This window comes from Streptomyces liliiviolaceus (genome assembly GCF_018070025.1).
GTDB classification, from domain to species: Bacteria; Actinomycetota; Actinomycetes; order Streptomycetales; family Streptomycetaceae; genus Streptomyces; species Streptomyces liliiviolaceus.
Window position 1 is genome coordinate 6581553 of sequence record NZ_JAGPYQ010000001.1, and the last position, 12478, is coordinate 6594030.

Consider the following 12478-nt stretch of genomic DNA (forward strand, 5'->3'; position numbering starts at 1 on the left):
GCGGTCACGGCAGGACCACCGCCAGCGCGTAGCGCGCGTCCCGCGGTCCGGGGCACCGGAACCGCGTGGGCCCCCACACCCGCAACCGCAGACAGTCCCCGGGGTCGAGCCGGTGTTCGGCGTCCTGGACCGTGATGTCCAGCCGTCCGTCGAGGACCCAGATGTGCTGTTCCAGGCCGGGTACGGGCGGCCGGTCGTAGGCGATGTCGGCGCCCGCGGTGAGTCGTCCCTCGACGAGTTCGCCGCGCAGCCCCGCGTGCGGCGGGGACACCGAGCGGCGTACGAACCCGGCGGCCCGGTCCTCCCATACGGCCTGGTCGGCGGCCCGTACCAGCGGGACCGGTGCGACCTCGGCCTCGACCTCGCTGAGGAGCTGCGACATGGTGCGGCCGTGGACGGCGCACAGGCGGTTCAGGAGCGAGGCCGTGGGGCTGGTCTCGGCGCGCTCGGCGCGTGACAGGGTCGAGCGGCTCACCCCGCTGCGCTCCGCCAACTCACCGAGCGACCAGCCCCGTTCGGCCCGCAGCTCGGCCAGCCGGGCGCCGAGCCGCACATCCACGGGGTCCGGCCGGTCGCCTTCGGGGGCGACACCTTCGTCTCGTCTCACATCCGGAATGATATCCCAGATTCGGGACGCTATCCCAGATGCGGGACGCCGGGTGCCTCTTCCGCCACCTCAGCCAGCGCTTCCAGCACCGGCAGGATCAGCGGGTGGGCCTCGGCTCCCCGGCGTACCGCGGCGAAGACCCGGCGGGTGGGGGCGACGCCGTCGACGGGGCGCACGACCACTCCCGCGAGGTCCATCCCCCGCAGGGCCGAGCGCGGCACGAGGGCGACGCCCGCGTCCGCCGACGCCAGCGCGACCACCGCCCGGAAGTCGTCCGAGGAGTGTTCGAGCCGGGGCTGGAAACCGGCGTGCTCGCAGGCCAGGACCACCACGTCGTGGCAGGGGTTCCCGGGGTACGGACCGATCCACGGATCCTTGGCCAGCTCGGCGAGCGGCACCTCCGTACGGTCGGCGAGGCGGTGGGTCTGGGGCACGACGGCGTCGAACGGTTCGGCGTACAGCGGGATGTGCGCGAGACGCGGGTCGTCGGCGTCCGGGGCGCCCCGGTACTCGACCGCGACCGCGACGTCCACCTGGCGGTCGAGCACCATCGGCAGGCTGGCGTCGCCCTCGGCGTCCTGGACGCGCAGCAGGATGCCGGGCGCCGTGCGGGCGAGGCGGGCCAGGGCGGGCGCGACGACGAGGCCGATGCCGGTCGCGAAGGAGGCGACACTGACCGTGCCGGCCGAACCCGAGCTGTACGCGGCCAGCTCCGCCTCGGCCCGCTCCAGCTGCGCGAGGACGGCGTTGGTGTGGCCGAGCAGGATCTCACCGGCCGGGGTCAGCCGTACGCCCCGGGCGCCGCGCTCCACCAGACGGTGTCCCGTCTCCTGCTCCAGGGCGGTCAGCTGCTGGGACACCGCGGAGGGCGTGAGGTAGAGCGCGGCGGCGGCCGCCGTCACCGTCCGGTGGTCCGCCACCGCCCGGAGAATGTGGAGCCGCCGCGCTTCGATCATGCGGCAGATTCTCTCAGCACTTCGGGGAGGGTCAGGCGGCGTCCCCCGCCAGCTGGGCACGGGCCGCCACGAAGGCGTCCACCGCGCGGTTCACGTCCTCGGTGGAGTGCGCGGCGGACAGCTGGACGCGGATGCGCGCCTTGTCCTGCGGGACCACGGGGTACGAGAAGCCGATCACGTACACCCCGCGTTCGAGCAGCAGCTCCGCCATCCGGCCGGCGACGGTCGCGTCCCCGATCATCACCGGGGCGATGGCGTGGTCGCCGGGGAGGATGTCGAAGCCCTCCTCGGCCATCCGGGAGCGGAACAGCGCGGTGTTCGCGGCGAGCCGCTCGCGCAGGTCGTCGGCCGCCTCCAGCAGGTCGAGGACCTTGAGCGAGGCGGCGGCGATCACCGGGGCCAGGGTGTTCGAGAAGAGGTACGGGCGCGACCGCTGGCGCAGCAGCGCGACGATCTCGGCGCGGGCGGCGACGTAACCGCCGGACGCGCCGCCGAGGGCCTTGCCGAGGGTGCCCGTGATGATGTCGACGCGGTCCATGACGCCGTGCAGTTCGGGGGTGCCCCGGCCGCCGGGACCGACGAAGCCGACGGCGTGCGAGTCGTCGACCATGACCATCGCGTCGTAGCGGTCGGCGAGGTCGCAGATCTCGCGCAGCGGGGCCACGTACCCGTCCATGGAGAAGACGCCGTCGGTGACGATCAGCCTGCGGCGGGCGCCCGCGGCCTCCTTCAGCTGCTGCTCCAGGTCGGCGAGGTCGCGGTTCGCGTAGCGGAACCGGCGGGCTTTGGAGAGCCGGATGCCGTCGATGATCGACGCGTGGTTGAGGGCGTCGGAGATCACCGCGTCCTCCGCGCCGAGCAGGGTCTCGAACACCCCGCCGTTGGCGTCGAAGCACGACGAGTAGAGGATGGTGTCCTCCTGGCCGAGGAACGCGGACAGCCGCCCCTCCAGCTCCTTGTGCACCTCCTGCGTACCGCAGATGAAGCGCACGGACGCCATGCCGTAGCCCCAGCGGTCGAGCGCGTCGTGGGCGGCGGCGACGACCTCCGGGTGGTCGGCGAGACCGAGGTAGTTGTTGGCACAGAAGTTGAGGACCTCACCGGGGCGGCCGCCCGAGGTGACGGTCACGGTGGCGGACTGCGGGGTGCCGATGACGCGCTCGGGCTTGTGCAGGCCCGCGGCGCGGATCTCGTCGAGGGTGGTGCGGAGGTCGTCGCGTACGGAGTCGAACATCATCAGTCCTTACGGGGTCCGGAGTCCTTGGGGAGTCCAGGTGGGTCCAGGTCCTTGGGGGGCCGTGTCCTTGGCGGGTCCAGGTCCTTTGCGAGGGAGGCCAGGTCCTTACAGAGTCCAGGTCCTTACAGGGTCCAGTCGAGGATGACCTTGCCGCCGCGACCGCTCGCGGCGTCCTCGAAGGCCGCCTCGAAGTCGCGATGGCCGTAGCGGCCGGTGATGACCGGCGCGAGGTCGAGGCCGCCTTCGAGGAGGACCGACATCGCGTACCAGGTCTCGAACATCTCGCGGCCGTAGATGCCCTTGATCGTGATCATGGAGGTGACGATCCGGGACCAGTCGACGGCGAACTCCTCGGACGGCAGCCCGAGCATGGCGATCTTTCCGCCGTGCGTCATGTTGGCGAGCATGTCCCGCATCGCGACCGGGTTGCCGGACATCTCCAGGCCCACGTCGAACCCCTCGCGCAGGCCGAGGGCTCGCTGTCCTTCGGCGCTGCCCGACCCGGCGACGTTCAGCGCGAGGCTGACACCGATCTTGCGGGCCAGCTCAAGGCGGTCCTCGCTGACATCCGTGACCACGACGTGCCGAGCACCCGCGTGCTTGGCGACGGCGGCGGCCATCAGCCCGATGGGGCCCGCCCCGGTGATCAGCACGTCCTCCCCCACCAGCGGGAACGACAGCGCGGTGTGCACGGCGTTGCCGAACGGGTCGAAGATCGCCGCGATGTCGAGGTCGACGGGGACGCGGTGCACCCAGACGTTGGACGCGGGCAGCGCCACGTACTCGGCGAACGCGCCGTCGCGGCCGACCCCGAGGCCCACCGTCGCACGGCACAGATGGCGCCGGCCGGCCTGGCAGTTGCGGCACTTCCCGCAGACCAGGTGGCCCTCGCCGCTGACCCGGTCGCCCACCGCGATCTCGCCGACGTCACGGCCCGTCTCCACGACCTCCCCGACGAACTCGTGGCCGAGCACGAGCGGCGCCTGGATCGTCTGCTGCGCCCAGCCGTCCCAGTTGCGGATGTGCAGGTCGGTGCCGCAGATCCCGGTCCGCAGGACCCTGATCAGCACATCGCCGGGGCCGACGACCGGCTCCGGTACGTCCATGAGCCGCAGCCCGGGCTCCGCCTTCTCCTTGACCAGCGCCTTCAACGGGGCTCCCGTGCGTGAGGTCCCGGATCCAGGCATGCCGAAGGACACCCGCACCGGGGAGAGGAGTGGATTCGAGCAGCAATCTGCCGTACATCGGCACCCCGGGTCCATCGAGGTTTTCTTAACCTCTGCCGCAGCTTTCCTTCACACCGTCGGCCTTCCATTGACCTTTCGGCGGCCACCGCCGGCCGTATCCCTCTTCGGAGAACAGGCGCATGACGTCACGGATGGGCGCGGGCGTACGCGTGACTGCGGGCCGGGTCCCGGTCAGGGACCGCCCTCCCTCAACTCGATCTGCTCGACCAGTTCCGCCGCCATCGCCTTGATGGTGTCCAGGCCGGACCTCCCCCACGGCCTGGGCTCGACATCGGTGACGCACACCGTGCCGAGCGCGATACCCGTACGGTCGAGCAGAGGGGCACCCAGGTAGGAGCGGATGCCGTACTCATCGACGACCGGATTGCCCGCGAAGCGTGGGTAGTCGCGGACGTCCTCCAGGACCAGCGCCTTGTGGCGGACCACCACATGGGGGCAGAACCCATAGTCGCGGGCCATATGGCGGCCGGGACCGATGGAGGGCGGGGCCGAGCGGCTGAGGTCGGCGTCGCCGCGGATCGTGTCACCGCCACCGCCACCGCCGCTGCCGCTGCCGCTGCCGCTGCCGCTGCCACGGTCGCTGCTGATGCCGGTGCCGGTGCCGGTGGCCATGGCGTCGTGACGGGTGTCGGGGAGCGGGGCATGCGGGGCCCGGGCGTGTGAGGGCTGAACATGTGAGGCCTGGACATGTGAGGGCTGAACATGTGGGGGCTGAACATGCAGGCCCGCGAAGAACTGGCGTTCCTCGCCGACGAAGTTGACCATCGCGTACGGCGCCCCGGCCAGCTCGGCCAGCCGCCGCGCGAACGCGTCGAGGGCCGGTTCCGCGCGCTCCCCCAGGCCCAGCGCCCGCAGCCGGCACGTCCGGGCTGGTGCCTCCTTGTCCTCGGGCGTGAGCAGCAGCCGACCGGCCGGACGCGACGGGTCGTAGCTCATGTGTGTGCTCCGTGGCTCGGGGCGCGCGTGGGTGCGTGGGCGAGCAGATGGCGGACCAGGGTGAGCAGGGTCTGCACTCCCGAACTGGAGATCCGCGCGTCGCAGCGGACGACCGGCACGCCCGGGTCGAGGTCGATGGCCGCGCGCACCTCCTCCGGGTCGTAGCGGAAGCCGCCGTCGAACTCGTTGACGGCGACGATGAAGCCGAGACCGCGCTGTTCGAAGAAGTCCACGGCGGCGAAGCAGTCCTCCAGGCGGCGGGTGTCGGCGAGGACGACCGCGCCGAGCGCGCCTTCGGAGAGCTCGTCCCACATGAACCAGAACCGTTCCTGTCCGGGCGTGCCGAACAGGTACAGCACATGTTCCGCGTCGAGGGTGATGCGCCCGAAGTCCATCGCGACGGTCGTCTCGACCTTGTTCTCGATGCCGTCGAGGTTGTCGGTCGCGGCGCTGACCGTGGTCAGCAGTTCCTCCGTGCTGAGCGGCGCGATCTCGCTCACCGCGCCGACGAAGGTGGTCTTGCCCACCCCGAAGCCTCCCGCCACCAGGATCTTCAACGCGGTGGGGAAAGGGTCAGAGCTGTCGTCGTAGTCCATCGAGCACTGCCTCCAGAAGAGACCGGTCAGTGGGGTTGTGGTGGAACGTCGGGGGCTTCATGGACAGCGCCCCGCAGTCGACGAGGTCGGAGAGCAACACCTTGGTCACTGCTGCCGGCAGCTTCAGATGCGCGGCGACCTCGGCCACCGAGACGGGGTCCCGGCACAGTTCGAGCGCCTGGGCGTGCTCGGGGCCGAGATAGCCGAGGGGGGTGACGCCGGTGGCCATCACCTGGGACAGGAGGTCGAGCGCGGTGCTCGGCCGGGTCCTGCCGTTGCTCACCTGGTAGGGCCGCACCAGGCGGCCGGCCGCGCCGTCGAGCCAGGGACCGTCGCCGGCCGCGGCCACGTTCAAGGCCTCATCGCCGACGGTTCGACACTGTGCTGCCGCGGCGCGGTCATCAGGTACGGGCGGACGCTCTTGACCAGCATCGCCATCTCGTAGCCGAGTACGGCCGCGTCCGCGTCGCGCCCGGCCAGCACGGCCAGACAGGTGCCGGAACCCGCGGTGGACACGAACAGCAGCGTGGAGTCCAGTTCGACGACGACCTGGCGCACGTCGCCGCCGTCGCCGAACCGGACGCCCGCGCTGCGTCCGAGGGAGTAGAGCCCGGAGGCCAGGGCGGCCATGTGGTCGGCGCTGTCGGGATCGAGTCCGTGCACCGACTTCACGAGGCCGTCGCAGGAGAGCAGCACCGCGCTCCTGGTGTGCGGTACGCGCTGTACGAGGCCGCTCATCAGCCAGTCGAGATCGGATGCATGGCCGGTCGGCGCATCGCTCGCCATGGGGGATCGACTCCTTGTAATACGAAGGTCTTCGGGAGCGGAGGTGTGGGTGGGGGTGGAGGTGGGAGGGGAAGCGGGGGCTGCGTGGTTCATCCGGCTGGTGCGCTCCCGTCGTGCCGGGCGGACTCCATGGGGGCAGGCTCCATCGGCGTCGGCTCCATGGACGTCGGCTCCACGTGGGCGGAACCCATATGGGCCGGATCCATGTGGGCTTGACCCATGTGGACCTGGCCCATGGAATCCATCTCCCTGCACCGGGCCTCGGCGAGTCCGATGCCACGCTGGAACGCCGCCATCAGACCGGGATCGTGTCCCACCAGGAACTCGGACTCCTGCCGGGGCGCGGGCCCGCCGCGCAGTTCGGGCACGAGGTGCTCCTGGGCCCGCCGCCTGGGCAGTTGGGGCCTGCTCATGCTGCCGCGCACCACGCCGTTGCGCGGGGTGGGCGGCGCGACCGTGTTCTCGGCGACGGCCTGCCTGTCGTCGGGCCGGATCCCGGGAACGGCCTCCGCGGGGTTGGCCCTGGTCTCGTCCCCCCGCACCGGAAGGGGGGCGGGAACGGCGGTCCAGGCCTCGTGCACCGAAGTCCCATGAGCCGGGGTCGCATGCGTTGCAGGCCCATGTGTTGCAGATCCATGTGGTGCAGGGCCATGTGGTGCCGGCCCATGTGTGGGCACCCCATGGGCCGGAGTCCCATATGCCGACCGCTCATGGGCCGGGGTCGCATGTGTGGGGACCCCGTGTGCAGGACGCCCATGTGCCGGAACCCCATGGACCGCAGCCCCATGGACAGGGGACCCATGCGCAGGCGTGCCCTGGGCCGGGCCCCCCACGTCGGCGGGAGCGCCTTGTGCCACCGCACCCCGTGCCGAAGGCCCGTTCGCCGACCCGTTCACCCCGGTCGGCGCCGCCGTCAGCGCCCCGGTCCGCGATCCGTCCTCGTCCCCCAGCAGAGCCTGCGGCACCACCAGTACGGCCTGTACACCGCCGTAGATGTTGGTCTGCAGCCGGACGGCGATGCCGTGCCGGCGGGCGAGCTGGGAGACCACGAACAGCCCGATCCGGCCGTCCTGGAGCAGACTCGCCACGTTCACCTGGTCCGGGTCGGCGAGCAGCGCGTTCATCTTGTGCTGTTCGGCCAGCGGCATGCCGAGCCCGCGGTCCTCGACCTCGACGGCGAGCCCGGACGTGACCACGTTGGCCCGCAGCAGCACCTGGGTGTGCGGCGCCGAGAACACCGTGGCGTTCTCGACGAGTTCGGCGAGCAGATGGATCACGTCGGCCACGGCGTGCCCGCGCACGGTCCCGTCGATGGGCGGTACGAGCTTGACCCGTGAGTACTGCTCGACCTCCGCGGTCGCGGAGCGCAGTACCTCGGTCATGGAGACCGGGTTGCTCCACTGCCGGCGTGAGACGGCACCGCCGAGGACCGCGAGGTTCTCGGCGTGGCGGCGGATGCGGGTGGCGAGGTGATCGACGTGGAAGAGGCCCTTGAGCAGGTCCGGGTCCTCGATCTCGTTCTCCAGCTCGTCGAGGATCGAGATCTCGCGGTGGACGAGGGACTGGAGCCGCCGGGCCAGATTGACGAAGACCTCGACCTTCTGCTCGCTGCCCGCGTGGCTGGACAGCTGGGCGGCCTGGACGACCGCGCCGATCGCCCCGTCGTGCGCGGCCGCCAGGTCCTCGGCGAGCAGGTCGAAGTCGTCGGCGTCCGCGGCGGGCCGGCCGCGCGGCCGGCGGGCGGGCGGTCCGTCCCCGCGGCGCAGTGTCTCGACGAGGGCGAGCAGATCGGCCTGGCCCCGGGCGCTGATGCGGCGCAGCGTTCCGACGCGGTCGCGCACGGACCGGGCGGCCCGGTCGGCGGCCACGGTGGCGATCACGATGCCCGCGAGAGCGACCGCGAGGGCTCCGGAGAGCACGATCCACAGGGTGAGACCGGGACGTGCGCCGGTCGTGCGGACGGTGAAGAGCACGGCGGCGCTCGCGCTGAGCGCCACCGCGAGGGGCGGCAGGATCGCGAGGCGGAGCAGTTGGGGGCGTATGTGGGTCTCGGGCAGCGCGGGGGTGGTGCGGGCGACCGGTCGCCCGTGCCGCCCGCCCTCGCGGCGGTCTGCGCGTGCGGCCGGTGCGCGAAGGTGAGACATCTACGTCCTCGTACTGGTGTGGCGGGGCTGTGGGGGTCCCCCGGTCGAGAGAGCCGAAGAAATAGGCCCTCTGTCGCTCAGCGGCCACTCACAGTAGTCGCCACCGCATCATGTGCGGTGGGCAGTTGACAAAGTCCGACGGCTGACGTCCCGCTCTGGTATGAGCGTTCGTACGACAGACCGATAACACCCTCGAACACGCGCTTCCGTGTCGTGCTGAACTGATCAGACCTGGTCAGAAGCGGTCAACGAAAAACGGCGAGGGCCGAGGAGCAGTTCGCTCCTCGGCCCTCGCCCGATGCTCGATGACCGCCTTCGGGCAGTCTCAGATCATCCGGTCGGCACCGATTCCGGGTCCCCGGTGTCCGCCGCCTTGTCACGCGGAGTGTCACGCCCCGCCTTCTCGACGACGCTCCCCTCGACGACGGCCTCCTCGGTGACCGTCTCCCCGACGGCCTCCTCGGTGGCCTTCTCCCCGACAGCCACCTTTTCGGTGACCGTCTTCTCGGTGACCGTCTTCTCGACGGCGGGCCAGCCGCCCTTCGGCACCAGGGCCACACCCCGCCACCAGAGCTCGGACGGAACGGCCTCCGCCGTGGGCTCGAAGGGCTCGCCCGGACGGGGCAGCGCGGCCCGGGCGCCGACCGCGTGGGCGGCGCTGACGGTGCCCTCGCCCGGCTCGGCCCACGGGTGCCCCGCGAGGTTGAACGTGGCCCAGTGGATCGGCATCATCACGCCGGTGGGCCGGTCGCCCTGGAGGTCGAGGTGGGCGCGCATACCCTCCTCGGGCGTCATGTGGATGTCAGGCCAGAAGTCGCTGTAGGCGCCGATCTGGATCATCGTGGCGTCGAAGGGCCCGTACTCGCTGCCGATGTCCTTGAAGCCCGTGAAGTAGCCGGTGTCGCCGCTGTGGTAGATCCGGTGCTCGTCACCGGCGACCACCCAGGAGGCCCAGAGGGTGTGCTGCGTGTTGCGCAGGCCGCGGCCGCAGAAATGCCGGGCGGGCGTGGCGGTGAGGGAGATCCCGCCGACCTTGGTCGTCTCGTGCCAGTCCAGCTCGCGCAGCCGGTCCGCCGGGACGCCCCAGTGCTCCAGATGGGCGCCGACGCCGAGGGGCACCGCGAACAGCGTGCCCGTGTCCGCCAGGGCCTTGATCGTGGGCAGGTCGAGGTGGTCGTAGTGGTCGTGGGAGATGACGACCACGTCGACCGGGCCGAGCGCCGCCAGCGGCACGGGCACCGGATGCAGCCGCTTGGGCCCGGCGAAGGCGAACGGGGAGCACCTCTCGCCCCAGACGGGGTCGAAGAGCACCCGGTGTCCGTCGATCTCCGCGAGCACGCTGGAGTGACCCATCCACGTCAGCCGCAGCCCCGAGGCCGGCGGCGCCGCGAGGTCGGCGAGGGTCGTGGCGTGCACCGGCACGACGCCCGCCGGGGACCGCAGGACGCGCTCCTCCTTGCGGAAGTAGGACTTCGCGAACTCGCGCATGGCGCCGTCCGGGCGAGGGGCGCCCTCGGGATTGCGGAACACGCCGTCCGCGTAGTTCGGAGATCTGCGGATGCGCTCCATGCGCTCACCACTCGGATCCACGCCGAACGCGGCGGGGCGCAGAGCACGGAGCCCGGAACTCAGGGAACGGGAGCCGGTCACGGCACCTCCAGTGGGTCGGTCTGAATATCCATTATGGTCGCCGCCTCTGACAGCGCCGGGTCGGGCGCGTGACAGGGCGGTGTCCGTGCCGAGCACGGCGAGGACCACCCCGTACCCCATCACTCACACCGAAGATCCGTTCAGCACGTCGACAGACACGATTGACAGATTTGCCCAGCACTTTCGATACTGACCGATCATTCAGTAGCAAGGGTGCAGGACCGGCACCGGGACGCAGTGTGCGCCCGGCTTCCAGCCGGTGAAACGTTCCGAAGCCGATCCCTGTTCCCGAGGAGCCCCTGTGAACGACCCGGACAGCACCCCCTTGATGTCGCTCACCTGGACCGACCACGTCACGGGCCGTCAGGGGCACCTGGTCGTGGACCGTCTGGTACGCGGCGTCTCCAGCGGCGGGCTGCGGATGCGGGCGGGGTGCACGCTGGCCGAGGTCACGGGCCTGGCGCGGGGAATGACCATGAAGGAGGCGCTGCACTACAACCCCGAGGGCCGTTACATCCCGCTGGGCGGCGCCAAGGGGGGCATCGACTGCGATCCCCGGGACCCGGAGGCGTACGGCCTGCTCGTGCGCTATCTGCGGGCCATGCGCCCGTACATCGAGCATCACTGGACCACGGGCGAGGATCTCGGCCTCACCCAGGATCTCGTCGACCGGGCCGCTGCGGAGGCGGGCCTCGTGTCCTCGATCCAGGCGGTGTACCCACTGCTCGACGACGAGGAGGCGGCACGCCGGCGGCTGGCGGACGCGTTCGCGGTCGAGGTGGACGGCATCGGCCTGGACGAGCTGGTCGGCGGCTGCGGGGTGGCCGAGTCGGTGCTGGCGGCGCTGGACCGGGCCGAGGTGGCGTACGCGGGCACCCGGGTCGCCGTACAGGGCCTGGGGACCATGGGCGGGGCCACGGCCCGGTTCCTCACGCGCGCGGGGCTGCGTGTCGTGGCGGTCGCCGACGTGAAGGGCACGATCGTCAACGCCGAGGGGCTGGACGTCGACGCGCTGCTGGCCGCGCGGGACACGTACGGCACGGTCGACCGTTCGGCCCTGCGCCCCGCCGACCGTGAACTGCCCGGTGACGCCTGGCTGTCGGCGGGGGCCGACGTACTGGTGCCGGCCGCGGTCTCGTACGCCGTCGACACCGTCAACCAGGAGCGGATCACGGCCCGTTGGATCGTCGAGGCGGCCAACATGCCCGTCCTACCTGAGGCGGAGGAGCTGCTCGCCCAGCGCGGGGTCACCGTCCTGCCGGACGTCGTGGTCAACTCCGGTACCAACGCCTGGTGGTGGTGGACGCTGTTCGGCGACATCGGGGCCGACGCGCAGGAGGCGTTCGCGTACACGCGCCGCTCGATGCGCGCCCTGATCGACCGGACGCTCGCCCGCGCGGAGACCGACGGCTCGACACCGCGGGCGGCCGCGCACGCCATCGTCGCGGACCGCCTGCCGGAGATCGGGGACCGCTTCGGCTGGTACCGCTGAAGCCCTCCCGGCCCCGGCGCCCGCAACGGCCCCCGACGCGGCCGGTATCCGCCCCTCCGGCCGCGTCGTCCCCGGCCACGCAATAGGGTTGTCCGGTGGCGAGAGTGCGGTTGGGTGTGGCGGAGCGACGACAGGAGTTGTTGCGGGCCGCCATCGGGCAGATCGAGGAGCGCGGTGTGTCCGCGGTGCGGATCGCCGATGTGGCGAACGCGCTCGGCGTGAGCAACGCCCTGGTGCTCTATCACTTCTCCACGAAGGAGAAACTGGTCGCCGCCGCGTTCACGTACGCCGCCCAGGACGACCTCGCCCATCTGCGCAAGCTGCTCGGCCGCCGGACTACGGCCCTGCGGCGACTGCGGGCCGCGGTGCGCTGGTACGCGCCGACCGGACAGGCGAAGGGCTGGCGGCTGTGGATCGAGGGCTGGGCGGTGGCCCTGCGCGAGCCCGCGCTGCGGGACGTCACCCGCGATCTGGACCGGCAGTGGAAGGCCGCGCTCACCGAGGTCATCGCCGAGGGCGTGGCCGCGGGCGAGTTCCGGTGCCCGGACCCGACGGCCACGGCGCTGCGCCTGACCGCCCTGCTGGACGGGCTGGCCGTGCAGATGACGGCGTACCCGGGCGCGGTCTCGCGCGCCCGCACCCAGCAGTGGGTGGACGAGGCACTGGCCCGGGAACTGGGGCTCGACCGCGTCGAGCCCCAGACCGTCGAGCCCCAGACCGACGGACCCCGGACGGCAGAACCCCAGAAGGCCGAACCCCAGACTCCGGATGCCTGAGGCAACCATCTCTCAGGCGTTCAGGCACTCAGGCGCTCACAACGTCGACGT

At 71.6% G+C, this 12478-nt stretch carries 12 protein-coding genes; 2 read left to right on the forward strand and 10 right to left on the reverse strand.

Features of this window, described 5'->3' with window-relative positions:
• Positions 1–4 precede the first annotated feature (4 nt).
• The 10 genes from J8N05_RS28280 to J8N05_RS28330 all read right to left on the reverse strand — a co-directional run bounded on the left by J8N05_RS28280 (position 5) and on the right by J8N05_RS28330 (position 10159).
• Positions 5–607: a helix-turn-helix domain-containing protein gene (locus tag J8N05_RS28280; protein ID WP_247706532.1), complete on the reverse strand. Its 603-nt coding sequence runs from the start codon at positions 605–607 to the stop codon at positions 5–7.
• Positions 608–636: 29 nt separating this feature from the next.
• A complete protein-coding gene (locus tag J8N05_RS28285; RefSeq protein ID WP_210887638.1) occupies positions 637–1563 on the reverse strand; it encodes a LysR family transcriptional regulator in 927 nt (308 codons plus the stop codon).
• Between the two features lie 31 nt (positions 1564–1594).
• A complete protein-coding gene (locus J8N05_RS28290; protein ID WP_210890449.1) occupies positions 1595–2797 on the reverse strand; it encodes a glycine C-acetyltransferase in 1203 nt (400 codons plus the stop codon).
• 125 nt (positions 2798–2922) lie between these two features.
• Positions 2923–3951 carry an L-threonine 3-dehydrogenase gene (tdh, locus tag J8N05_RS28295; RefSeq protein WP_210890450.1) on the reverse strand — a complete coding sequence of 343 codons (1029 nt, stop codon included), beginning with the start codon at positions 3949–3951 and terminating at the stop codon, positions 2923–2925.
• Between the two features lie 267 nt (positions 3952–4218).
• Positions 4219–4983, reverse strand: coding sequence for a GAF domain-containing protein (locus tag J8N05_RS47590; protein WP_247706533.1), 765 nt, complete (start codon positions 4981–4983; stop codon positions 4219–4221).
• Positions 4980–5579 (reverse strand): GTP-binding protein, encoded by a 600-nt coding sequence (locus J8N05_RS28310; protein WP_107019936.1) that lies wholly within the window; start codon positions 5577–5579, stop codon positions 4980–4982. Before J8N05_RS28310 ends, J8N05_RS47590 begins: the two co-directional genes overlap by 4 nt.
• On the reverse strand, positions 5557–5928 hold the full coding sequence (locus J8N05_RS28315; RefSeq protein WP_107019937.1) for a DUF742 domain-containing protein: 372 nt from the start codon (positions 5926–5928) through the stop codon (positions 5557–5559). The genes J8N05_RS28310 and J8N05_RS28315 overlap by 23 nt, the downstream gene beginning before the upstream one ends.
• Positions 5929–5930: 2 nt before the next feature.
• Positions 5931–6365 carry a roadblock/LC7 domain-containing protein gene (locus J8N05_RS28320; RefSeq protein ID WP_189772348.1) on the reverse strand — a complete coding sequence of 145 codons (435 nt, stop codon included), beginning with the start codon at positions 6363–6365 and terminating at the stop codon, positions 5931–5933.
• Between the two features lie 89 nt (positions 6366–6454).
• On the reverse strand, positions 6455–8509 hold the full coding sequence (locus tag J8N05_RS28325; RefSeq protein ID WP_210887641.1) for an ATP-binding protein: 2055 nt from the start codon (positions 8507–8509) through the stop codon (positions 6455–6457).
• Positions 8510–8839: 330 nt separating this feature from the next.
• On the reverse strand, positions 8840–10159 hold the full coding sequence (locus tag J8N05_RS28330) for an MBL fold metallo-hydrolase (RefSeq protein WP_210887644.1): 1320 nt from the start codon (positions 10157–10159) through the stop codon (positions 8840–8842).
• A 328-nt stretch (positions 10160–10487) separates the two neighbouring features.
• Between J8N05_RS28330 and J8N05_RS28335 the strand changes: the two genes are divergently transcribed.
• Positions 10488–11651, forward strand: coding sequence for a Glu/Leu/Phe/Val dehydrogenase dimerization domain-containing protein (locus J8N05_RS28335; RefSeq protein ID WP_210890451.1), 1164 nt, complete (start codon positions 10488–10490; stop codon positions 11649–11651).
• 116 nt (positions 11652–11767) lie between these two features.
• Positions 11768–12427 carry a TetR/AcrR family transcriptional regulator gene (locus J8N05_RS28340; RefSeq protein ID WP_247706534.1) on the forward strand — a complete coding sequence of 220 codons (660 nt, stop codon included), beginning with the start codon at positions 11768–11770 and terminating at the stop codon, positions 12425–12427.
• Positions 12428–12478: the final 51 nt, after the last annotated feature.